The 23,378-nt window shown below is 64.5% G+C and carries 15 protein-coding genes; 3 read left to right on the top strand and 12 right to left on the bottom strand.

The window, feature by feature from the left end; genetic code table 11:
- The first annotated feature begins 21 nt into the window (after positions 1-21).
- Together NMB41_RS08815 and NMB41_RS08810 are read left to right on the top strand one after the other, a co-directional pair.
- Positions 22-1,419, top strand: coding sequence for a sigma-54-dependent transcriptional regulator (locus NMB41_RS08815; RefSeq protein WP_494382089.1), 1,398 nt, complete (start codon positions 22-24; stop codon positions 1,417-1,419).
- Positions 1,416-2,822, top strand: a complete 1,407-nt coding sequence (locus NMB41_RS08810; RefSeq protein WP_494382088.1) for a sensor histidine kinase — start codon at positions 1,416-1,418, stop codon at positions 2,820-2,822. The genes NMB41_RS08815 and NMB41_RS08810 overlap by 4 nt, the downstream gene beginning before the upstream one ends.
- A gap of 207 nt (positions 2,823-3,029) precedes the next feature.
- Here the strand turns inward: NMB41_RS08810 and NMB41_RS08805 are convergent, their stop codons facing one another.
- A complete protein-coding gene (locus NMB41_RS08805; RefSeq protein WP_494382087.1) occupies positions 3,030-5,177 on the bottom strand; it encodes a S46 family peptidase in 2,148 nt (715 codons plus the stop codon).
- 88 nt (positions 5,178-5,265) lie between these two features.
- The gene (locus tag NMB41_RS08800; RefSeq protein ID WP_494382086.1) at positions 5,266-6,072 is read right to left on the bottom strand and encodes a PEP-CTERM sorting domain-containing protein; all 807 of its coding nucleotides are present in this window, start codon (positions 6,070-6,072) and stop codon (positions 5,266-5,268) included.
- Between the two features lie 156 nt (positions 6,073-6,228).
- On the opposite strand from NMB41_RS08800, the gene NMB41_RS08795 reads away from it, so the two are divergent.
- On the top strand, positions 6,229-7,254 hold the full coding sequence (locus NMB41_RS08795; RefSeq protein ID WP_494382085.1) for a bile acid:sodium symporter family protein: 1,026 nt from the start codon (positions 6,229-6,231) through the stop codon (positions 7,252-7,254).
- A gap of 11 nt (positions 7,255-7,265) precedes the next feature.
- Here NMB41_RS08795 and NMB41_RS08790 read toward each other — a convergent pair whose 3' ends face one another.
- From NMB41_RS08790 to NMB41_RS08745, 10 genes are all read right to left on the bottom strand, one after another.
- Complete coding sequence (locus NMB41_RS08790; protein ID WP_494382084.1) at positions 7,266-9,338, bottom strand: phospholipase effector Tle1 domain-containing protein; 2,073 nt, start codon at positions 9,336-9,338, stop codon at positions 7,266-7,268.
- Entirely contained in the window at positions 9,335-10,084 is a 750-nt protein-coding gene (locus NMB41_RS08785) for a DUF3304 domain-containing protein (RefSeq protein WP_494382083.1), read from the bottom strand. The genes NMB41_RS08790 and NMB41_RS08785 overlap by 4 nt, the downstream gene beginning before the upstream one ends.
- A gap of 48 nt (positions 10,085-10,132) precedes the next feature.
- Positions 10,133-10,753: a hypothetical protein gene (locus tag NMB41_RS08780; protein WP_494382082.1), complete on the bottom strand. Its 621-nt coding sequence runs from the start codon at positions 10,751-10,753 to the stop codon at positions 10,133-10,135.
- Positions 10,750-11,499 carry a DUF3304 domain-containing protein gene (locus NMB41_RS08775; protein ID WP_494382081.1) on the bottom strand — a complete coding sequence of 250 codons (750 nt, stop codon included), beginning with the start codon at positions 11,497-11,499 and terminating at the stop codon, positions 10,750-10,752. The genes NMB41_RS08780 and NMB41_RS08775 overlap by 4 nt, the downstream gene beginning before the upstream one ends.
- Positions 11,492-12,316 (bottom strand): DUF4123 domain-containing protein, encoded by an 825-nt coding sequence (locus tag NMB41_RS08770; protein WP_494382080.1) that lies wholly within the window; start codon positions 12,314-12,316, stop codon positions 11,492-11,494. Before NMB41_RS08770 ends, NMB41_RS08775 begins: the two co-directional genes overlap by 8 nt.
- Position 12,317: 1 nt before the next feature.
- Complete coding sequence (locus tag NMB41_RS08765) at positions 12,318-15,182, bottom strand: type VI secretion system Vgr family protein (protein WP_494382079.1); 2,865 nt, start codon at positions 15,180-15,182, stop codon at positions 12,318-12,320.
- A gap of 201 nt (positions 15,183-15,383) precedes the next feature.
- Positions 15,384-15,557 (bottom strand): hypothetical protein, encoded by a 174-nt coding sequence (locus NMB41_RS08760; protein WP_494382078.1) that lies wholly within the window; start codon positions 15,555-15,557, stop codon positions 15,384-15,386.
- 54 nt (positions 15,558-15,611) lie between these two features.
- Complete coding sequence (locus NMB41_RS08755; protein ID WP_494382077.1) at positions 15,612-17,012, bottom strand: efflux transporter outer membrane subunit; 1,401 nt, start codon at positions 17,010-17,012, stop codon at positions 15,612-15,614.
- An 8-nt stretch (positions 17,013-17,020) separates the two neighbouring features.
- Positions 17,021-20,260, bottom strand: coding sequence for an efflux RND transporter permease subunit (locus NMB41_RS08750; RefSeq protein WP_494382076.1), 3,240 nt, complete (start codon positions 20,258-20,260; stop codon positions 17,021-17,023).
- On the bottom strand, positions 20,257-23,364 hold the full coding sequence (locus NMB41_RS08745; protein ID WP_494382075.1) for an efflux RND transporter permease subunit: 3,108 nt from the start codon (positions 23,362-23,364) through the stop codon (positions 20,257-20,259). The genes NMB41_RS08750 and NMB41_RS08745 overlap by 4 nt, the downstream gene beginning before the upstream one ends.
- Positions 23,365-23,378: the final 14 nt, after the last annotated feature.

Here is a 23,378-nt window from a genome sequence, read left to right as displayed (position 1 = left end):
CAAACGAAAGAATCACGCACGATGCAAGTTTCCCACTCTCCGCGCATCCTCATCGTCGACGACGACGGCGCGGTGCTGGTCTCGCTGGCCCTGCTGCTCAAGCAATCCGGTTTCGAGCCGCTGCGCGCCGCCGGCGCGCAAGAAGCCCTCGACCTGCTGGCCCGCGAGCCGGTCGACCTCGTTTTGCAGGACATGAATTTTTCGCTGCAGACCGGCGGCGAAGAAGGCCTGGCCCTGCTGGCCCGGGTGCGCGAACACCATCCCGCACTGCCGGTGCTCCTGATGACGGCCTGGGGCTCGATCGGGCTGGCGGTGGCCGGCATCAAGGCGGGCGCCGCCAACTTCTTCACCAAGCCCTGGGACAACGCCCAGCTGATCGAACTGGTACGTGCGACGCTCGAACTGAACTCGCCCGCCAGCGCACCCTCGCGGCGCGCCTTCGACGAGCAGTTCGACTTCAGCGGCATCGTCGGCGAGCATCCGAAACTGCTGCGCGTGCTGGCCACCATCGGCCAGGTCGCACGCACCCGGGCGCCGGTGCTGATCCTGGGCGAAAGCGGCACCGGCAAGGAGCTGGTGGCCGATGCGATCCACCGCAACAGCCCGCGCGCGGCCAGCCCCATCGTCAAGATCAACATGGGCGCGATCACCTCGACCCTGTTCGAGAGCGAACTGTTCGGCCACGTGCGCGGCGCCTTCACCGACGCGCGCAGCGACCGCAAGGGCCATGTCGCCAGCGCCGAGGGCGGCACCCTCTTCCTCGACGAGATCGGGGAACTCAATCGCGGCGACCAGGTAAAACTGCTGCGCGTGCTGCAGGACGGGCGCTACCAGCCGGTCGGCGCCAGCCACAGCGAGCAGGCCGACGTGCGCGTGGTCTCGGCCACCAACCGCGAACTGGCTGAGCTGGTCGCGGCCGGCGAATTTCGCGAAGACCTGTTCTACCGCCTGAACCTGATCACGATCCGCCTGCCGCCGCTACGCGAACGGCGCAGCGACATCCCCCTGCTGGCGCGCCACATCGTGGCCAGGGTCGCGGCCAGCTATGGCCTGGGCGAGGTGTCGCTCACCGGCCAGGCGCTCGAATGGCTGTCCGCCCAGCCCTGGCCCGGCAACATCCGCCAGCTGAGGCAGACGCTGGAACGCACCCTGCTGCTGGTCGACAAGGCGCAGCTGACCCAGGCCGATTTCATCGCGGCCGGACAGCTCGACGAAGCCGGCGGCGGCGCGCGCCTGGGGGTGGACGGCATGACGCTGGAACAGGTCGAACGCCACATGATCGAGCAGGCGCTGGCCCAGCACACGGGCAACATCTCGCGCGTGGCCAAGACGCTCGGCCTGTCGCGCACGGCGCTGTACCGGCGCCTCGAGCGGCACGGCCTGGGCGAGAACCATGCAGGCAGCGAGGACGGCGCGTGAAGCTGGGCCACCGGCTCGGCGCCTACATCCTCGCCATCCACCTGGCGCCCTTCGCCTGCGCCTTCCTGCTGCTGCCGGAGCGCCCCGCGTATTTCGTGGGCGCCGAACTGCTGCTGCTGGCGAGCCTGGCCACGGGCTGGCGGCTGGCGCGGCGCGCGCTCGAACCGCTCGACTACACGCGCCGCTTCCACGACCTGCTGCAGGACCAGCACTACGCCAACCGGCTGGCGCCGCCCGCCTCGGGCGAGCTGGGCGAACTGGTCGCGATGTTCAACACCATGCTCGCCGCCCTGCACCGCGAGCGCCTGATGGTCGGCGAGCAGCAGGGTTTATTGGACCGCCTGCTGGAAGCAACACCGGGCGCGGTGCTGGTATTCGATTTCGACGGCGCCATCAGCCTGGTCAACGCCAGCGCGGCCAGCCTGCTCGGGCTCGAGCAGGCGCAGGGCAAGCCGCTGGCTCACTGGCTGGGCGCCGCAGCCCTGCCTGGCGCCCCGGCCGCCCTGCGCGAGGGCGAACGCAAGCGCGACCTGATCGCCCAGCTTGACACCCTGGCGCCGCTCGAAAGCCGCCTGCTGACCGACCTCGATGGGCGCCGCTACCGCGCCCAGCGCGGCCAGTTCTATGACCGCGGCTTCGTGCGCCACTTCATGCTGGTCGAGGAATTGACGGCCGAACTGGAAGATTCGGAACGCTCCACCTACGCCAAGCTGGTGCGGGTGCTGGCGCATGAGGTCAACAACACGGTGGCGGCCACCTGCTCGGTGCTCGACTCGCTGCTGTTTTACCGCGACCAGCTGGCCTCGAGCGACGCCGCCGACTTTTCCACCGCCATCGACGCCGTCAAGCGGCGCAACGTCAGCCTGGGCGAATTCATCGACCGCTTCACGCGGGTGGTCAAGATGCCCGAGGTCGACTTGCGCCCGGCCAGCCTGCGCGCGATCGTCGACGACATCTTCTGGCTCAACCGCGAAACCTGCGCCGCACGCGGCATCGCGCTGCGCTGGGAACGCTGCGACGAGGTCGGCGCCATTCCCATGGATGCCCAGCTGATCGAACAGGCGCTGCTCAACGTCGTGAAAAATGCCATCGAAGCGGTGCAGGCGCGGCAGATGCTCGGCGTGCCGGGCGGGCATGTGCGGGTTACGCTCGAGGCGCAGGGGAACGAGGTGGTGCTGGCTGTGCTCGACTCGGCCGACCTGCTGGGCGAGGTCGCCCCGCGCCAGCTGTTCACGCCCTTCTTCACCACCAAGCGCGGCGGCCAGGGCATCGGTTTGATGTTCGTGCGCGAGGTGCTCAACCGCCACGGTTTTGCCTACGCGCTCGGCGCGACGGGTCAAGGCGAGACGCGCTTCGAGATCCGGTTTTCGGCCGCAACCGCCGCCGCAAGCGCCGACGTTTGAACTTGACCCGTAGGGTGGGCGGGTCTCCCGCCCACGCGTTCAACGAACGCTCGTGCTACTGCGCTGTGTGCCACGACGCCGGCTACACTGAACGCGTGGGCGGGGAACCCGCCCACCCTACATCCTGCTGGACACGGGGTGCCGACCTACAAAAAAACCGCGGTCCGGATTGCTCCGGCCGCGGCTTTTCCGAGACAAGCTGTCCACTTATTTCTTCGGGTACTTGATCGTCATTTCCTTGAGCAGGTTGTCGGCGTGGTCGACTTCCTTCATCACCCACAGCATGTAGCGGATGTCGACGTGGATCGCACGCGTGATGGCGGTGTCGAAGTACCAGTCCTTGGTGATCGATTCATAGGTCGAATCGAAGTTCAGGCCGACCAGTTCGCCGCGCTTGTTCATCACGGCCGAACCGGAATTGCCGCCGGTCGTGTCTGCGCTCGACAGGAAGTTGACCGGCACGGTGTTCAGTACCGGGTCCTTGAATACGCCATAACGCTTGGCCTTCACCGCTTCGGTCAGTGCCGCCGGGACCAGGAAGGGATCCTTGTCGGTGGCCTTTTCGACGATGCCCTCGACGGTGGTGAACGGGCCCTTGACCAGGCCGTCGCGCGGCGCATACGGCGACACGGTGCCGAAGGTCACGCGCAGGGTCGAGTTGGCGTCCGGGTAGACCGGTTTGCCCTGCGATTTTTTATAGGCGATGACGGCCGACATGTACTGCGGGATGGTGCGGTCGAGGTTGCCGTCGACTTCCTTGCGGCGCTCGTCCAGGCCCTTGGCGATGTCGTTCAGGCGCACGGCCAGCACGATGAAGGGATCGGCCGACGTGCGGAAAGCCTCGACGTCCTTGCCCATCCAGGCCAGGCGCTTGCTCGTGTCGCCAAGTTCGGTCGACTTGTACATCGCGTCCAGCGCGCCTGCGTTCGGCACCAGCGCGTCGAGCCCTTGCGGACGCAGCTTCTGGTCGATCTTCGCGTAGCGGTTCAGGGCCGCGGTGTAGCGGGCCTGGTCGACGCTCGGCACAAACGACTGCTCCAGGCGGGTCAGGCGCGCCTTGATGAAGGACAGGTCACGCTCCTGGTAGCCGGCTTCGCGCTGGGCGTCCGGCTTCTGGCGCTCCTGCGCCAGGCGGTACAGGCTGCGCGCGCTTTTCAACAAATCGCTGTGCGAGGCTTCCGCATAGGCGCCCTCTTCGCGCGACAAGGCCATGTCGGCGGCGATCACGGCGTCGAGGTCGGCGAGCAGCGTGGCGCCGCTGCCGCTTACGTTGCCACTGCGCGCGTACCAGGCGCGGAACTCGGCATCCTGCACGTCCTTGATCGCGGCGACGTCCTTGCGCGCAAAGCCGTCGAGCAGGCCCTGGGTTTTCTTGAGCACGTTGTTCAGGCCCTTGGCGACGCTGGCGTAGCGCACGTCCCAGGCGGGGTTGCCCTTGGTCGCGTCGGCGATCACGGCCAGGTCGGCGGTGATGGTGGAGACCTTGGCCGGGAAGTCGGTGTCGCGCGCGAAGCGGATTTCCGACGGCAGCTTGTAGCGGCTGGTGCGGCCCGGGTAGCCGGCCAGCAGGATCGGATCGCCGTTCTTCAGGCCTTCGGCCGAGACGACCAGGAAGTCCTTCGATTTGTACGGCAGGTTGTTCGGCGACGGATCGGCCGGGCGGCCATCCGGGCCGACATAGGCGCGCAGGAAGGTGTAGTCGCCGGTCTGGCGCGGCCACTCGTAGTTGTCGATGTCGCCGCCGAAGTTGCCGATCTTGTCCGACGGCGCGTACACCAGGCGCACGTCGCGGATCATCAGCTGCTTGATGCGGTAGTACTCGAGGCCGCGATGGAAGGCCGGCACCGAGCAGCGCGAGGTCTTGTCGCTTTCGCATTCGGCGATAAGGGCCTTGACGCGCTGGGAGATCGCCTCGTTGCGCTGGCGGCCGGTCAGGTCCGCGCCCAGGTCCTTGAGGACGCGGGCAGTGACGTTTTCGACCTTTTCGGTCACGTAGACCAGCGTGTTCGGGCCGCCCGGCAGTTCTTCAGCGCGGGTCTTGGCCAGGAAGCCGTCGACGATGTAGTTTTTTTCCGGGGTCGAATTGCGCTGGATCGCGCCATAGCCGCAGTGGTGGTTGGTGACGACCAGGCCATCGGGCGAGACGAAGGAGGCCGAGCAGCCGCCCAGCGACACGATCGCGCTCATCGGATGCTTCGACAGGTCGGCCAGCTTCTCGGCCGGCATGGTGATGCCGATGCGTTTGAGTTCGGATTTCAGCTGGGGCAGCTGGTGCGGCTGCCACTGGCCTTCGTCGGCCAGGGCAGGCGCCGCGGCGCCAAGGAGAACGACGGGAAGAACGATCGATTTGAACAAGATAGACCCCGGGTGAGAAAGTTCAAGCGGGGAGTATAGCCCGGTTGCCAGCGCCGGGAAATCGATTTTTTGGCGTCAATACGCGCCTTCAGGCCTGCTTGCGCTTGCGCGCCGCGACCAGGGCGGCGACGCCCAGGCCGAGGAGCGCGAAGCTGCCCGGTTCCGGCACGTCGCTGCGCTGCGTCTCGAAGTTGAAGGTGGTCGCGCCCTGGCCCTTGAAGCCGAAGCTGACGTTGTCGACGTAACCCGTGAAGCTGCCGTTCCAGCCCGAACCGATGCCGAATTCGATGCCGAGGATGGCGGTATTCGCGCCCAGCACGTCGGCCGGCGCGCCCGGACGGGGACCTGCGATCCACTCGGCCAGCGAGGTGCCGTAGTTTTCGACCGTATTGCCCGGGCTGAACTGGCGCATCCAGAAATTCCCGGCCAGGATATCGCTCGTGGTCCAGCGATTCTCGACCAGTCCGCCGCCGTTATAGGTCTGCTCCCAGACCAGGTAGCCACGGTCGAAGGTGGTGCCGCTGTCGCCGTCGGCGTCATAGGACAGGCGCAGGGCCGGCTGCAGGTGCGCCGGCGCCGCGCCGCCACTGCTGCGCAGCCAGTCATAGCTCAGCGTGTCGAGATTGCCCAGCGTGCGGCCCGCAACATAGCCCCAGGTGTAGACGTAATCGGCCTTGCCGCTGCCGTTGGCCAGCGCCATCTCGACCGACCCGTTGCCGCTGCGCGCCTGCGTATCCGTGATCGCCGCGCTGCTGCTCTCGCGCACGTTCGCCACGTTCCACTTGTTCAGGCCAGCGCCCATGTCCTCAGGCGTGACGGTGATGGTCGAGGCCTGGGCGGAAGCGGCGCCGAGGACGGCGGCAGCGATCAGGATGGCGCGAAGCGATTGGGTCATGGCAGGTTCCGATGGGTGAAAGTGAGCGGCAATATTGCAGTTTAGCATTATTAATTGCAAATCTACCAATCATCGCTGCGCCGTGGGTTGCCAACAACAGATGGGCCCGAGCAGCTAGAATGGATTCTTTTGACTGCCGGGCCTGCCCGCAACGCCATGGGACGCATGACGCACTTCCTCGCCACGACCGCGCGCCGCCTCGCGCTCGACGCCTTTACCATCGGCCTGATGGTCATGATGCTGCTGGCTACCCTGCTCCCGGCCAGCGGCCAGGCGGCCGTGGTGCTGGGCGATATCACCACGCTTGCCATCGGCCTGCTGTTCTTCCTGCACGGCGCCAAGCTCTCGCGCGAAGCGCTGCTGGCGGGCCTGACCCACTGGCGATTGCACCTGCTGGTGCTGGCCTCGACCTTCGTCATGTTCCCGCTGATGGGACTGGTGATCGAACCGCTGGCCTTGCGCCTGCTGACGCCCGAACTGACCATGGGCATTCTCTTCCTGTGCGTGCTGCCGTCGACCGTGCAGTCCTCGATCGCCTTCACGGCACTGGCACGCGGGAACGTCGCCGCCGCCGTCTGCAGCGCCACGGCCTCGAATTTCATCGGGATTTTCCTGACGCCCCTGATGGTCGGCGCACTGGTATTGCAAGGCGCGCAGGCGGCGGGCGGCTCGGGACTGTCGCAGGTCTGGAAGATCGTCGAGCAGCTGCTGCTGCCCTTCATCGCCGGCCAGCTGCTGCGCCCCTGGATTGGCGCCTTCATCGACCGCCACAAGCCGGTGCTGCGCTATGTCGACCAGGGCTCGATCCTGCTGGTGGTCTACATGGCCTTCAGCGAATCGGTGACCGAGGGGCTGTGGCAGCACGTGTCCGGCACGGCGATCCTGGTGCTGACCGTGCTCTCTTGCGTGATGCTGGCCGTCGCCCTGGGCCTGGCCGCCTGGGCCAGCCGGCGCATGGGCTTTTCAAAAGAAGACGAGATCACGATCGTGTTCTGCGGTTCGAAGAAAAGCCTGGCCAGCGGCGTGCCGATGGCCAAGGTGCTGTTCGCGCCCTCGGCGCTGGGCATGATCATCCTGCCGCTGATGCTGTTTCACCAGATCCAGCTGATGGTGTGCGCGGTGCTGGCGCAGCGGTGGGCGCAGCGCGCAACAGTCGTGCAGGCGGCGCCGGTGCAGCCGTAGGCCTGGCCTGGCTACACGCGATGCACCTCGTTTTCGTCAAGGGAGCCTGGCTTCTCCTCGACCGCGGAAAGAAGTACCGAGTCCAATCCGCCGTAGACCTTGCGAAACCGCAGGTAGCCCGCTTTTGCGAGACTGAAGGGCTCGCGGCCGGACGTCATCATCCGTGGAATCTTGCCTGTTCTCGCATAGTCATCGGCGGCGCGGCGCTGCTCCTCGCTCAAGCCGTCGGCAACGCGCATCACCCTGAAGTCGGCGGCCAACGCCGATCCGCCCATCGGCTGCGCATTCAGCGCCTGGGCCGTCTTGCGCTTCTGGACCCATTTCGACAGTTCGGCATGCATCTTCGCCTCACTGTCGGGAGAACCGTCCATCTTGAACCACGCCCGTGAGTCGTGCACGAAATTGTCGAAGAAGGCCAGTACTTCGGCAGGAGGCCGGACCGCCTCATTCCACCAGGTCGCAATTTCTTCCCACTCGGACTCGTGCTCATTGTCGAATCCGCGTTGTTGGGAAACCGGCCGAAAGGCTGGCCCCTTCCCTTTGCGCCACTCGCCAAACGCCTTGATTTCATCTTCGAATTCGACGGCGGCACTATGCAAATCGTTTTGATCGAAGGTCGTTGCACGCGCAAAACTGGCGGTTTTCTGGATGGGCGTGTTGCCTTTCACCCGGCGCGCCAGGCGCCACTCAATCTGTTTGCGCGCCTGCTCGCGCATGATGCGATGCAAGGGGCCATTGGTCTCGCGGCACGCCGCAATATAGGCGTTGAATGCCTTGATCGCCTCAGGCGCCAGCGCGAATCGCGCTTGTGCAATGGGCGCTGCCATTTCCAGTTTCAGGGGCACGCCGCTGAGCCGCGCTGCCTTGTACATCATTAACAGCGGGATACGGGCCAGCATATCGCTCCCACCCGGATCGGTCCCACGCCCCTGCTCGCACGGGCAGTATCCGGAGCCGATGTCCGAGTGCATACCGGGAACGACGACTTCCCGGCTCCCTGCCGGTAGCTGGCCTCCCACCGAAATCGAATCGACTGGAAAGCTGCGGCGCAGCTCGTGGGCAGCGACCAGGTGCAGGCATTTTACGTCGTCCGGAACACGCAGGCTTTCTTCAATATCTGCCCAGGCGGCATGCCCGTTGAAAAAGCCCACCGTATTTGCCAGGCCAACGGATGCCACCGTATCGTAGATGCCGAGGAAATCGAACTGGACCGGGAAGCCACCAAGCGACATACCGGATTTCCCGCGAAGCTGCGCGTCGAGCTTGCACAGCGACTGGAGCCAGTTGAGGAAAGCGCGTGCCTGGGTCGCGCCGCGCGAAAAGCCGAACACCGAGATATGGATCGTCTTCACGATGCCGGGATCGATCTTGGCGGGTTTGCCTGTCTTTTCGTTTGGCCAGTGCTGCGCTACTGCGGCATGCAGGCGCTTGAGGACCGCTTCAAATTTTCGCCTAACGTGCCAGGTCCGATCTGAGCCTGGAAGAACGCGGCTTTCTCCGAGGCTATCTGCCATGCGCCGTAGCGAAAATTTATCCAGCCGAACAATACGGATCAGCTCGTCCATTTCCGATTGCGTTACCAATGGCGCCTTCAGTAAAAATCGGTGCACGTTATTGATTGCCTGAACCAGAGCCCAGACGATGCGGCGTTCACCCAGTGCGCCGGCTGCGCCTCCCAATGCCTCGTCTTTGCCTTCGCCGCTATCGTGCACTTGTGGGAAAGGCGAGGAAACGCCGGGGACGTACACTTTGAAAAAGTGCGTGTACCGCGATGGATTGTGCTGCCAGTCGGTGGATTTTGGGAGGACGCCAGGGACGCTCAGGCCGGGGTAACAATCGTAGAGACGGGCGACGTTTGAGTGGTTTTTTCCGGCTTCGGCTTTGACGTAATTGTTTTTTGTGCCGTCGAAGAAGAAACCGAAAAATAAGTTATTTCTGCACGAGTCCTGTGGCGACGAAGAACCAAGATGCTCGCGCTTTTCCCAACGTTCACGAATTTCATCCGCGTTTTTTCCGAAAAACGTTTCGAAATCGGCCGCCTGAGCAAATTCATTCGTCAGCGCAGAGGCAAGATTAGTAGTCATGGTCGAGCCTCCATCACACTTTGCAGTCTACGATGACCTTCCTGTAAGCCGTCCTTGTAATGTTGTCTTAACGCTGCAATGTAGGCGGGATCGCCTGGGCCTGAGAAACCGCTGAGAAAGTCTGGGTCATATTCTTTCTTTCGCTGCCAAGCCTGCGCCGCCTCTGTGGTGGGCGACGCTTCAAGTGCTGCCAGCAGCGACGTGTATAGCCGAATGCCGCCTTCTTCATGGTGCCGAAGGAGCGCCCAGCGATCACGGCGATATTCGAGCGAAGGCACTGGCCATCCCTTTACTTTCCCTGGCCAGTTCGAGTGATCCGGTTGAAAGTCGCTTAAGACCACGCTTACCTTGCCATCCGCCTCCCGCAGCACCCATAGTTCTCCCGGCTTTTTTTCCACATATCGCGGCACTTCCAGAACATAGGTTTCTTTGACCTCAGGCAGGCTGTTATCCGGCAGTTTCGGCAACCAGTGCGTCGTCGATATCTGGACCTTGATCCCAGGTCGCCATACCTTAGGTAGCGTGATGCAACAGGTCGTTCCGCCGGCGGCGAATGCGTCGATTAGTTCGCCGCCAGCACCGCTGTCAGGCCGCGCTGGGTCGGCAACGTAGTAACTGAAGGCATCGCCCTTGTAGTTCACCCCGTGAATATTGACATCGATGTCCGGCTTTTCGCAGCCAGCCAGCAGGACCGCAATGACCAACCAGCACCGCGATCGTTGACGCCACAAGAATGAACTAAGCATTTGGTACTCCTTCAACATGGACATTGCGCCAGGCCGCCAGCGCGGCGATCACCGTTTCGTTGTCCGACAGCTGGTCATGCCGCCAGAAGCATTCGCCATCCGCCTGCGCGAGAATTTATCCAGCCGAACAATACAGATCAGCTCGTCCATTTCCGATTGCGTTACCAATGGCGCCTTCAGTAAAAATCGGTGCACGTTATTGATTGCCTGAACCAGAGCCCAGACGATGCGGCGTTCACCCAGTGCGCCGGCTGCGCCTCCCAATGCCTCGCCTTTGCCTTCGCCGGTATCGTGCACTTGGGCGAAAGGCGAGGAAACACCGGGGACGTACACTTTGAAAAAGTGCGTGTATCTCGATGGATTGTGCTGCCAGTCGGTGGATTTTGGGAGGACGCCAGGGACGCTTAGTCCGGGGTAACAATCGTAGAGACGAGCGACGTTCGAATGGTTTTTTCCGGCTTCTGCTTTGACGTAGTTATTTTTTGTGCCGTCGAAGAAGAAACCGAAGAATAGATTGGTTTTGCACGACTCCTTTGGATTACCAAGTTGCGGTTGCTCACGCTCCGAAAAAATCGCAAGTTTTCTCTTTTCGTCTATGTCGTAAAAATCGTTGACACGATGAGCCGCAACGAAGTTATCAGGAACCAGATAAGACAGGCTTGCAGTCATGGTCTCGTCTCCTTATATAAAGCCAAGTCTTTGCTTGTCCGCTCCAGGCCATCCGTATAATCCTTTTTGAGCATAAAAGCGTAATTTGGATCGTCTGGGCCCGTGAATCCCTTTAACGATTGCGGTTCATTTTCTTTTGCGTATTCCCAAGACTCTCGAGTCCTGATGTGAGGTGACATTTCGAGTTCATCCAATAGTTCCTTGTAGGTTTGAACAAAAATCTCTTTATGTTTTCTTAGAATTTCCCATCTTTCACGCTGATATTCCAACGAAGGCACCGGCCAACCCTTCACCTTGCCTGGCCATTCGTCATGGTCAGGCTGAAAATCACTGGAGACCAGGCTGATGCTGCCGTCAGCGGCGCGCAGCACCCACAGCTCGCCTGGCTTCCCGTCCGCATACCGAGGCACTTCGGCGATATGGGTTTCCTTCACCTCGGGCAGACTGTTATCCGGCAGCTTAGGCAACCAGTGCGCCGTCGAAATCTGAACCTTGATCCCGGGCCGCCATACCTTCGGTAGCGTGAAGCAGCACGTCGTTCCCCCAGCAGCAAATGCATCGATCAGTTCGCCACCAGCACCGCTGTCAGGCCGCGCTGGATCGGCAACGTAGTAACTGAAGGCGTCGCCCTTGTAGTTCACTCCGTGAATATTGACATCGACGTCCGGCTTTTCGCAGCCGGCCAGCAGGACCGCTATGAGCCACCAGCACCGCGATCGTTGACGCCACCAGAATGAACTATGCATTTGGTACTCCTTCAACATGGACTTTGCGCCAGTCCGACAGCGCGGCGATGACCGTTTCGTTGCCCGACAGCTGGTCATGCCGCCAGAACCATTCGCACCAGCCGAGCAACTCCGAATCACCCAAGTTGGCAGCAGCAGCGGCATGAAATGCTTGCGCCAGCAGCGCGTGGCTGCGCGAAGGATGTCGATCGACCTCATGGCCCCGATCGTGCAGCAGGCTGAGCAGTTCATCGAGCCGGCTATCGTCGACCAGCGCCGCAAACTGTCGTTCGTCCAGGACCGCGGCCGCCGCAACGTCGACCTGATCTCCGGCACTGAGCGCGAGATCGGCCCAGCCGCCTTCCCGCGTCACATACGACCAGCGCCGCGCCGGCCCTGCCAGTTGTGCGCGTTGCCGTTCATCGAGCGTGCGGTGAATGGCAGGCAGGCGCCTGGTATCGGCAAAACGGAAGTTGAAGCGCTGCCCATCGGCCTCGACGATGCACCATGCCGAAAGCCGCTGCGCCAGCGCTTCGATCGGTTCCGTCGTTTCGATCAGGCTCACCATCGGCCACCCCTCGCACTGCGCGAGCAGTGCCCGGACGTGTTTGTCATCCACCAGGAAGGGAATCAGAAACGGCGAAACGTCTTTCGCCTGTGTTGTACACGCGGGCAAGGCATCGAACAGGAGCGCGATGTCCCCTAACCTGACCTGCTTGTACAGCCCAGGGACAAACGCGCCGTCGATCAGGAGATACAAGCGGTGCCGAGCGGGGAGCTCGACGCGCCGGGCGCGCAGGTCGTTGAACCATCCGTCGTTGTAGGCGTCGATGAACATGCTATTCCACCAGGGAGAAGGCTGAACCAGCCGCAAGTGCCTTCTTCAGGCACTCGACACAAATACTGCTTGGCAGCGCAGGCATCGGATAGCTGAGCTTCGCGGGTCCGTTAAAGCTCTTTTTCCCGGCATGCACCTTGATCTTGCCGGGGCATTGCACAGTGATATTCCCGCCTTCGATCGTGATATTCGCGCCCCCTGCCGTGGACAGGCTGATGCGCTTCGCCGCGGCCCAGTCGATATGCGCATTCGCGCTGATGACATCGATCTCGTCGCGCGCCTGTACCTTCAGTTCGTCGGCCTGGGCCTGCATTTCGATCGCTTCTTTTGCGGCGATCAGTTGCAGTCCAATTCCACCCTCGCCGGCCTTCACCGCGCCCGCGAGCAAGCCGATGGCCTGTCCGCTGTGCACACGCATCTGTCCGCCGCTTACGAACTGCGTGTCCTGTCCGCTCATGAGGGTCACTATTTCGCCGTTTGCCAGTTGTAGGCTTTGGCTGGCGCATGCGCCGAAGCCCCCTTGCGCGGCAATGGCGATGACCGGGTCGGTTGAATGGGGGAGCTTGCCGCCGGCGGCGCTGGTGCTTTTTGCACTCGCGTCGGCCCTGGCTGCATCGAGCGTCCCGCTGTCCACCATGCCTGAGAGTGCGGCAAGCAGGGCCGGGAGCGGCGCGGCCTTGTCGTCCAGCGCACTCGTCTTTGCCCTGGCAGCGCCGAGGTGGGTAGCCAGCCCGACGGCCTGGTGCGTCTGCGCCGCCGAATGGAAGGTCTCGGCCATCACGCAGGCCTGCTTCAGCAGACCGATGCCCCCCGTGTTCTCACCTGCCGGGTCGCGCGAGGATGCGCTGTGCTGGCTCCGATAGCTCGTCACCAGCAGTCCGGCTCCCGCCCGCAGGGCGCCAAAGGCATCGGTCCGCAACTCGGCGCCCAGCCCCCTGAAGCTGCCCCGGTAGTTATCGGCCGCATGAATCAGGTGGCCAAGATTGAGCTCCGTTGCCGCGCAGCTGCTCTTGATCTGAATCCGGCCCTGTCCATCGGTGTCGTCGAACAGCAGCTGGTTGTAACCGAGGCCGCCGAACTCCTTGCTGCGCACTCCCCATTGGGCTGCGGCGTTACGATGGCCTGCGCTGTCTCCCGATGCACCATGCCACACCGGACTGTTGCCACCCGCGAGATTGCCCTGCCCCGACGGCGCATGGTCGTGAGCCCGCTGAAAGCACGACAGGTCGCTCGAGGAAGACACTTGTCCGCCTGGGGTCGGGGCCACGCCACCGTCCCCTCGGCCGTTGTAGAGGGTGCCGACGATGATCGGCCGGTCGATATCATTTTCCAGGAATTGCACGAGCACCTCCTGGCCGATGCGGGGCAGGAACTGGCTGCCCATTCCGCCGCCGGCCGAACGCTGGGCGACGCGCACCCAGCACGAGGCAGCGCCACTGTCCTGCCAATGAAAGCGTATTCGCACACGGCCCAGACGGTCGCAATAAAGTTCGTGGGCGCCGTTGGGGACATCGGCGCCGTCGGCGCCAATAACGATCGCGGTTTGCGAGCCGTGCGCGCTTGGCTTGCACTGGCTATCGTCTCCGCCCGGCAGTCCTGGCCGCCAAAGCAAATCGACAGGGACCGCTTCGAAACAATTCGCGTAGCCGGACTCGCGCGCCTGCGCGATCGCCAGTGCAAGCTCATCACGCTCGTCCCCCCGCACAATCTCTTCCAGCAGCTCGGAAATCGGGCCGAACAGCTCGGCCAGTGCCTGCTGCGCAAGCGGCGGAAGATTGTTCACAACAAAGCTGGTCACCCGCACCAGTGTGAACGCTGCTCGACGATCGCCCCGCCCGATGGGCATGCCGCTGACGGTCATCCTGGTCCCGGCGCGCAGGGTGCGGACGGTAGAACGTCCGCGCCAGACCTGTCCGCGCGCTTCCAGTGCTTCCATCCGCAAATCTGCATAGTGTTGCGCCTGTTGCCGATTCGCGTACGCATACTGGCCTGGGACGTCGAACGATTCGAGCAGCGGGAGATGCTTGCCATGACGGACGTGCGACGGCGAACCGGCGGCGACCGCCCGCTTGCTCTTGTAGTCGCTGGCGAGCACGGTCACGAGCGACGCGTGCAGGCGGCGCTGGGCGATCAGCGCCTGCACGGTGTCGGACTGCTCACTGGAGCGCGCACCGTGGTAACGCACGCTGCCCCCGGCCGCACTACTGATATCCTCTGGTATGGCGTCCGGATTGCTGCTGTCCGCAAACAGGACCACGCCTGGGCCGCTTTCGGCCTGCTCGAAACGCCAGCACAATCCCTCCTCCGTCAAGATCCTGCGCACGAAGTCGAGGTCCGATTCGCGGTACTGGCAGCAGTAACTGCGCCGCATCGCGTCCGCCAGGAAGGGACCGGTTTCGTCGCTCCAGCGCCATTTCGCCAGTGGCTGGTAGGCGGCGAATACCGAGTCGACGATTTCAGTCACGGTCTTCTCTTGCCACACCCGGCTGTTGCGTACTTGGGCCAGTTGCCACATCCACGGCGAAATGCGTATCCGGTAACGTGTGAGTCCACCGTCGCTGCCGAGCATTGCCGCCTCGCTGATCACGCCGGCGAAAGCGGTGCGGGTTCCATCGGCCAGGCTGATTGCCAGTGAGGCAGCTTGTCCCAGCAAGAATTTCAGCGCGACGTGGGCGCTCGTGGACAGGGCGATCACATCACGTGCGGCGATAACCTGAAGTGCATCATCGGCGGCAAAGGCTTCCACAAGCCATTCGCTCGTCCCGTTCCGTCCGGCGTCGCTGTCGAGGTTAAGCTCGTAGAGCCGGGTTTTGCTTGAAAATTCTGCCAAGGCAGCAGTGATTTGTGCCGACATTGCCATGCCCATGACAAGCTCCCGAAGAAGGCGCTCCCGCCGTACGACGCTGTACGCTGCCGAAAGACAAAAGTTTGTCTACGGAAAGGGAGGGAAGTTTGTCACGATACAAGGACTAGTACCGCCAACTCTTACGTCAGATCAAGATGACCGGTCAGCGCTATCCCGAATGCATGCGTGCAGGTGTTTTCGAGTGAGGCTGTGCAGGAGCGCTCAGGGCCTTCTTTTGTCCGGGCCCGTGGGCGGTACGTGGTGCGTCGCCTGCCCGGACGGCTTGTCGACCACGATCAAGGTACGAGAAACGGCCTGCGTGGCCTTTTGCTGCACCACCAGCATGGCGACCGCGCGCGGGTCGACGACGCTCTTGGGGTGACGGAAGAAGAACATGGCTGGCCCGGCTCGAGTGGTCAAGCAGTCAAGATGGGGACGGGCGCAGGCAGTTCAAGGCTGGGCGCCCACCTGCCACCCGCCTCCCAGCGACTGGATCAGCGCCACCGCCACCGTCTGGCGGTCGGCCTGCACCTGCACCAGCGAGCGGCGCGCATTGAGCGCCGTGAACTGGGCCTGCACCACTTCCGTATAGCCCACCTGCCCGGCACGGTAGCGGTTCATGATCTGCTGCTCGACCAGGTCGGCCGCGGCCGAGGCCTCGCGCCGCAGGTCCTGCTGCTGGGCCAGGATGCGGGTGGCCGTGAGCTGGTCCTCGACGTCGGCGAAGGCATTCAATACCGTCTGGCGGTAGCGCGCGACCGCCGCCTGGTGGCGCGCCTCGGCCCCAAGCACGCTGGCGCGCGTGGCGCCGGCATTGAAGAGCGTCTGCGCCGCCGACAGGCCGAAGGACCAGGCCGCGTTCGAGGCCGAGAACAGGTCGCCCACGCGGCTGCCGCCGGTCCCGAGCGCACCGGACAGGCCGATGTTCGGGAAATAGGCCGCGCGCGCGATGCCGATTTCCGCGTTGGCGGCAGCGACGTCGCGTTCGGCGGCGGCGATGTCGGGACGGCGCTGCAAGAGCGTGGCCGGCACGCCGACCGGCACTTCGGGCACGGCGACGCGCCAGTCCGGGCTTGGCGCCAGCGCGAATTGGCTCGGCGCCTTGCCGACCAGGATCGCGATCGCATGCTCGAACTGGGCGCGCTGGCGCGTCAACGTAAGGGCGTCGTTGCGCGCATTGGCCAGCTGGGTCTGCGCCTGCAGCACGTCGGTGCGGGCGGCGATGCCGACGTTGAAGCGGTTCTGCGTGATCTGCAGTTCGCGCTCGTAACCCGTGATCGTGCGCACCAATAAGCCGCTCAGCGCGTCCAGCGCGCGGATGTTGAAGTAATTCGATGCCAGCTCGCCCTGGCTCGACAGGCGCGCGCTGGCCAGGTCGGCGGCGCTGGCCTCGAGGCCAGCCTGGGCGCTGGTGACGCCGGCGCGCAGGCGGCCCCAGACATCGGGCTCCCAGCTGCCGCCCAGGTTCAGGCGATAGCTGGTGTCCGCGCCCTGGTTGCGCACCCCGGCGCGTTCGCCCGACAGGCCAAGCGAGACGGTCGGGAACAGCGCGGCGCGCTGCTGGGCGACGGCGGCGCGCGCCTGCGCATAGTTGGCGACAGCCAGGGCCACGTTCTGGTTCGAGACCTCGACGCTCGAGACGAGCCGGTCGAGTACCGGGTCGCCGAACAGCTGCCACCAGGGCCCGCGTTCGAGCGCATCGGCGGGCACGGCCGGCACCCAGCCTTCCAGCTCCTTGAAGGAGGCGGATTCTGGCGCGCTCGGGCGCTGATAGGCGGGGCCGACGGCGCAGCCGGCCAGGCTCAAGGCCAGCATCAGCAGGGTCAGTCGGATCGTCGTGTGTTGTCGCATGCGGATTCTCATTTCGAAATGGAGGGTACTGCCTCGTCCTCGCGTGGATGGCGCGCCAGCTCGTGTTCGTCGGGCTTGCGGCGGCGCAGTTTGTCGAGCAGGACGTAGACGACCGGCGTGGTGAGCAGGGTGAGCAGCTGGCTGGCAATCAGGCCGCCGATGATGGCGATGCCGAGCGGCTGGCGCAATTCCGAGCCTTCGCCAAAGCCGACCGCCAGCGGCAGTGCACCCAGGGCGGCCGCCAGGGTCGTCATCAGGATCGGGCGGAAACGCAGCAGGCAGGCCTCGCGCACGGCCTCCAGGGCCGAGACGCCTTTCGCGCGTTCGAGGTCGAGCGCGAAGTCGATGATCAGGATTGCGTTCTTCTTGACGATGCCGATCAGGAGGAACACGCCAATGAGCGCGATGATCGAGAACTCCATGTTGAACATCAGGAGCGCCAGCACCGCGCCCACGCCGGCCGAGGGCAAGGTCGAGAGCACCGTGATCGGGTGGATCAGGCTTTCGTACAGGATGCCGAGCACGAGATAGATGACGACGATCGCCGCCAGGATCAGCAAGGGCTGCTCCTTGCTCGACTCCTCGGCGGCGCGCGCCGTGCCTTCGAAGCTGCCGCGCACGTTGGACGGCATGGCGATGTCGGCTTCGGCCTGCTTCACCGCCGCCTTGCCGTCTTCCAGGTTGGCGCCGTCGGCCAGGTTGAAGGACACGGTGGTTGCCAGTTCGCCGTCCTGGTGGTTCACCGAGGTTGGGGTCGCGCTCTCGGCGAAGCTGGCAATCGCCGACAAGGGCACCATGGTCGTGACGCTGTTTGAAAGGGCCGAGCCGCTCGAGGCGTCGCGCGTGGCGGTCAGGTTCGAGGCCGGCGCCGGCGTGCCGCTGCTTGCCGTCGTCGCAGTGGTGCTGGCCGTGGGCCTGGCCGGCACGTAGACGTCGTTCAGCGCTTGCGGCGACTGCGCATACTTCTGCGCCACGCCCATGATCACGCTGTACTGGTTGAGTTCACCGTAGATCTTCGATACCTGGCGCTGGCCGAAGTTGTTGTACAGCGCATTGTCGACGTCGCGCGTGTTGATGCCCAGGCGCGCGGCGCTGTCCTTGTCGATGGTGACGTACATCTCGACGCCGTTCTCGGCCTGGTCGGTATCGACGTCGACCAGTGGGGCTTGGCGCTTCATGGCGTCTGCCAGTTTTGCCGCCCACTCCTTCAGGTCGCCGGCGTTGTCGCTTTTGAGCGTGTACTGGTAAGTGGAATTGCTCGAGCGCCCGCCCATGCGCAAGTCCTGCACCGGGTTCAGGAACAGCGAGACGCCCGTCACGCGCGCGAGCTTGGGCCGCAGGCGCGCAATCACGGCTTGCCCCTTGTCGGTGCGTTCGGACGCGGGTTTCAGGTTGATGAACATGAAGCCGCCCCCTGCACGGCCGCCGCCCGTGAAACCGACCACGGTGTCGACCGCAGGGTCGCGCTTGATGATGTTGACCAGCTGGGTCATCTTGCCCTGCATCGCCTGGAAAGAGATGCTCTGGTCGGCGCGGATGCCGCCGCTGATCTGGCCGGTGTCCTGCTGGGGGAAGAAGCCTTTCGGGATGCTGGTGAACAGGAAGTAGTTCAAGCCGATCGTGAACACGAGGATGACCATCACCAGCCCCATGCTGCCCAGGGCCCAGTCGAGCGCGCGCTCGTAGACGCGGTGAATCCAGTCGAAGCCGCGCTCCGCCCAGCGCGCCAGGCGCCCCGGCGGACGCTCGATGGTGTGGCCTTTCTTCAGCAGCCAGGCGCACATCATGGGCGTGGTGGTCAGCGAAATGACGAGCGAAATCATCACCGCCGCCGACAAGGTGACCGCGAACTCGCGGAACAGGCGCCCCACCTGCCCGCCCATGAACAGCAGCGGAATGAAGACCGCCACCAGCGACAGGCTGATCGAGAGCACCGTGAAGCCCACTTCGCGCGCGCCGACCAGGGCCGCCTGCATGCGGTCCATGCCGGCCTCGATATGGCGCGCGGTGTTTTCCAGCACCACGATGGCGTCGTCGACCACGAAGCCGGTGGCCACCGTGAGCGCCATCAGCGACAGGTTGTTCAGGCTAAAGCCGAGCAAATACATGACGCAGAAGGTGCCAAGCAGCGACACGATCGTCGCCACCGCCGGAATGATGGTCGCGCGTACGCTGCGCAGGAACACGCTCACCACCAGCACCACCAGCAGGATCGAGAGCAGCAGCGTGAATTCGATTTCGTGCAGCGAGGAGCGGATCGAGTTGGTGCGGTCCGACGCCACCTGCAGCGTCACGTCGCCGGGCAGTTGCGCCTGCAGGGACGGCAGCAGCGCGCGCACGCCGTCGACCGTCTCGATCACGTTGGCCGCCGGCTGGCGCGTGATCAGCACGATCACCGCCGGTTCGCCATTGAACAGGCCCAGGGTATTGATGTTTTCCGGGCCGTCGATGACGTCTGCCACGTCCTGCAGGCGAATGGCGGCGTTCTCGCGCCAGGCCACGACCAGGCCGCGGTAGTCGGCCGCCGTGCGCCCGCCGGTGGCGGTGTCGGTCTGCGAATAGATCTGCAGGCGGTTGCCGTTGCCTTCCAGCGCACCCTTGGGGCGGTTCGGATTGCTCGACTGGATGGCGGCGCGCACGTCCTCGGCCGAGACGCCGTAGCGGTTCAATTGATAGGGATTGAGTTCGACCCGCACCGCCGGCAGCGAGCCGCCGCCGATCTCGACCTCGCCCACGCCCGGCACCTGGGCCAGGCGCTGCTGGACGATGTTCGAGACGGAATCGTAGATCTGGCCGGGCGTGCGCGACTTGGAAGTGAGCGCCAGGATGATCACCGGCTGGTCCGAGGGATTGGCCTTGCGGTAGGTCGGATTGCTGCGCAGGGTCGACGGCAGGTCGGCGCGCGCGGCATTGATCGCGGCCTGCACTTCGCGTGCGGCCGAGTCGATCTTGCGGTTCAGGTCGAACTGCAGGCTGACGCGGGTCGAGCCGCTGCCCGAGTTCGAGGTCATTTCGTTGACGCCGGCGATGGTGCCGAGTCGTCGTTCCAGGGGCGTGGCCACGCTGCTGGCCATGGTCTCGGGGCTGGCGCCAGGCAGCGAGGCCGAGACCGAGATGGTCGGGTAGTCGACCTGCGGCAGCGGCGAGACCGGCAACACGAAGAAGGCGCCGATGCCGGCCAGCGCCAGTCCGAGCGTCAGCAGGACGGTCGCGATCGGGCGCTGGACAAAGGGCTTCGACAAATTCATGCGCCAACCTCGCGTTTGGTACTCGGCTTGGCCGGCGCCTTGCCGCTCCAGCGGCGCGACACACGGTCAAAGGCGAGATAGATCACCGGCGTGGTGAAGAGTGTCAGCATCTGGCTCACGATCAGGCCGCCGAAGATGGCCAGGCCCAGTGGCCGGCGCAGCTCGGCGCCCTCGCCCCAGCCCAGCATCAGCGGCACCGCCGCGAACAGGGCGGCGAGCGTCGTCATCAAAATCGGCCGGAAGCGCAGCAGTGCGGCCTGGCGGATGGCTTCCAGCGGCGTCTTGCCCTGGTCGCGCTCGGCCTCGATCGCGAAGTCGATCATCATGATCGCGTTCTTCTTGACGATGCCGATCAGGAGGATGATGCCGATGATGCCGATCACGCCCAGGCCCTGCCCCGTGACCCAGAGCGCCAACAGCGCGCCGACGCCGGCCGAGGGCAAGGTGGAGAGGATCGTCAGCGGGTGGATGTAGCTCTCGTACAGCACGCCCAGCACGATGTAGACGCAGACCACGGCGGCCAGGATCAGCCACAGCTGGTTCGACAGCGAGTTTTCGTAGGCGCCCGAGGCGCCGAGGAAGCTCAGGGTGACGGAAGCGGGCATCTTGATGTCGACTGCCGCGGCGCGGATCGCATCGACCGCCTGGCCGAGCGAGGTGCCGCTGCTGGTGTCGAAACCGATGGTCGTGGCCGGGTACTGCGCCACGTGGGTCACCTGCAGCGGCGCCTGCTCTTCGCGGATCGTCGCCACCGCCGACAAGGGCGTCGGTTCGCCGGAACTGGTGCGCAGCTGCAGGCGGCTCAGCGCCTGCAGCGACATCGCTTCGTCCTGCTGCGCTTCGAGGATCACGCGGTACTGGTTGGTTTCCGTGAAAATGGTCGAGACGATGCGCTGCCCAAAAGCGCTGTAGAGCGCGTCGTCGATGGTGGAGGCCGTGATCCCCAGGCGCGAGGCGGTATCGCGGTCGATGTGCACCACCGCGGCCGCACCCATGGCGCCGGCGTCGGTGGTGACGTTGCGCAGCTGCTTCTGGCGCGCCATTTGCGCCACGAGCTTGTTCGCCCACTGGATCACGGTGGCATTGTCGGCGCCCTCGAGCGACACACGGTACTGGGTCGGGCCGCTCTCGGCGTCGATGGTCAGGTCCTGGGTCGGCTGCAGGTAGAGCGTCAATCCGGCGACGTTCGCCACGCGGCGCTTCAGGCGCGTCATGATATCAATCGGGTCGCCATCGCGGTCGCGTTTCAGGTTGATCAGCATGGTGCCGGTGTGGAGCATCGTGTTGTTCGCGGCATCCACTCCGACATTGGAGGCTAAAGACTCCACTTCCGGATCTTCCAGAATCGCTTTCGCGGCGGCCTGCTGCATTTCGGCCATGCGCTCGTACGAGATCGCCTGCCGCGCCTCGACGCGTGCCTGCAGCTGGCCCGTGTCCTGGGTCGGGAACAGGCCTTTCGGGATGAAGGCCCACATCAGCGCCGTCAGCGCCATCGTGGCGACGGCGACAATCAAGGTCAAGCCCTGCCGCAGCAGCACCCAGTCCAGGCCGCGGTCGTACTGGCGGATCACGCGGTCAAAAAAAGCCTGGGTCTTGACGGCCCACTTGCCGGGTTTTTCTTCTTCATGGCTGCGCAGCCAGCGCGCCGACATCATCGGCACCAGGGTCAGCGAGACCAGGCCCGAAATGAGGATCGTGATGGCCAGCGTGACAGCGAATTCGCGGAACAAGCGCCCGACCACGTCGCCCATGAACAGCAGCGGAATCAGCACCGCGATGAGCGACACCGTCAGCGAGATAATCGTAAAGCCGATTTGCGCCGCGCCCTTGATGGCCGCCGCCATCGGCTTTTCGCCCTCCTCGATATAGCGCGCGATGTTCTCGATCATGACGATGGCGTCGTCGACGACAAAGCCCGTGGCAATCGTCAGCGCCATCAGCGACAGGTTGTTCAGGCTGTAGCCGAGCAAATACATGACCCCGAAGCTGCCGATCAGCGAGATCGGCACCGCCAGGCTGGCAATGACGGTCGCGCGGATGCTGTGCAGGAAAGCGAAGATCACCAGCACCACCAGCGCCACGGCCAGCAGCAGTTCGATCTGCACGTGTTCGACCGAGGCGCGAATGCCGGTGGTGCGGTCGGACAGCACGTCCAGGCGCAGCGAGGCCGGCAAGCCCGCTTGCAGTTCCGGCAGGCGTTCCTTGATCGCGTCGACCGTGGCGATGACGTTGGCGCCCGGCTGGCGCTGCACGTTCAGGATGATGGCCGGTTTCAGGTTGGCCCAGGCGCCCAGGCGCACGTTCTCGGCGCTGTTGACGACGCGCGCCACATTCCCCAGGCGTACCGGTGCGCCGTTGCGGTAGGCGACGATCAGGTTCTTGTAGTCGTCGACCGTCACCAGCTGGTCGTTGGCGTTGATCGCGTAGGCGCGGGTGGGGCCGTCGAAGCTGCCCTTGGCGCTGTTGGCGTTGGCCGCCGTAATCGCCGTGCGCAGCGAATCGAGGCCCATGCCGTACGTCGCCAGGGCCTCGGTATCGGCCTGGATCCGCACCGCCGGACGCTGCCCGCCCGAGAGCGAGACCAGACCCACGCCCGAGACCTGGCTGATTTTCAGGGCCAGGCGCGTGTTGACCAGGTTCTGCACTTCGGTCAGGGGCACGGTGTCCGAGGTGATCGCGAGCGTCAGCACCGGCGCGTCGGCCGGATTGACCTTGGCGTAGACGGGCGGCGCCGGCAGGTCGGCCGGCAGGAGCGAGCCGCCCGCGTTGATGGCGGCCTGCACTTCCTGCTCGGCCACATCCAGCGTCTGGCCCAGGCCGAACTGCAGGGTGACGACCGAAACACCGGCGGCGCTGGTGGAACTCATGCGCGACAGGCCCGACATCTGCCCGAACTGGCGCTCGAGCGGCGCCGTGACCGTGCGCGCCATGACCTCGGGACTGGCGCCGGGATACAGGGTCTGCACCTGGATGGTCGGGAAGTCGACCTGGGGCAGCGCCGACAGGGGCAGGAATTTGTAGCCGACCAGGCCGGACAGCACGATGGCCAGCATCAGCAGGGCCGTGGCGACCGGACGGCGGATGAAGGGGCCGGAGGGGCTCATCGATGCACCTCGTG

This window comes from Massilia sp. FBCC-B171 (genome assembly GCF_059134155.1).
Note: the sequence above shows the minus strand (reverse complement) of the source record. Positions and strands in the feature narration are given on the sequence as shown.

Bases quoted from the DNA above. Each gene is read 5' to 3' on its own strand.
- NMB41_RS08770 (WP_494382080.1), bottom strand. From the start codon at position 12,316: ATGTTCATCGACGCCTACAACGACGGATGGTTCAACGACCTGCGCGCC.
- NMB41_RS08760 (WP_494382078.1), bottom strand. From the start codon at position 15,557: ATGTTCTTCTTCCGTCACCCCAAGAGCGTCGTCGACCCGCGCGCGGTC.
- NMB41_RS08765 (WP_494382079.1), bottom strand. From the start codon at position 15,182: ATGGGCATGGCAATGTCGGCACAAATCACTGCTGCCTTGGCAGAATTT.
- NMB41_RS08775 (WP_494382081.1), bottom strand. From the start codon at position 11,499: ATGCATAGTTCATTCTGGTGGCGTCAACGATCGCGGTGCTGGTGGCTC.
- NMB41_RS08790 (WP_494382084.1), bottom strand. From the start codon at position 9,338: ATGACTACTAATCTTGCCTCTGCGCTGACGAATGAATTTGCTCAGGCG.
- NMB41_RS08745 (WP_494382075.1), bottom strand. From the start codon at position 23,364: ATGAGCCCCTCCGGCCCCTTCATCCGCCGTCCGGTCGCCACGGCCCTG.
- NMB41_RS08750 (WP_494382076.1), bottom strand. From the start codon at position 20,260: ATGAATTTGTCGAAGCCCTTTGTCCAGCGCCCGATCGCGACCGTCCTG.
- NMB41_RS08755 (WP_494382077.1), bottom strand. From the start codon at position 17,012: ATGCGACAACACACGACGATCCGACTGACCCTGCTGATGCTGGCCTTG.
- NMB41_RS08815 (WP_494382089.1), top strand. From the start codon at position 22: ATGCAAGTTTCCCACTCTCCGCGCATCCTCATCGTCGACGACGACGGC.
- NMB41_RS08800 (WP_494382086.1), bottom strand. From the start codon at position 6,072: ATGACCCAATCGCTTCGCGCCATCCTGATCGCTGCCGCCGTCCTCGGC.
- NMB41_RS08785 (WP_494382083.1), bottom strand. From the start codon at position 10,084: ATGCTTAGTTCATTCTTGTGGCGTCAACGATCGCGGTGCTGGTTGGTC.
- NMB41_RS08795 (WP_494382085.1), top strand. From the start codon at position 6,229: ATGGGACGCATGACGCACTTCCTCGCCACGACCGCGCGCCGCCTCGCG.
- NMB41_RS08780 (WP_494382082.1), bottom strand. From the start codon at position 10,753: ATGACTGCAAGCCTGTCTTATCTGGTTCCTGATAACTTCGTTGCGGCT.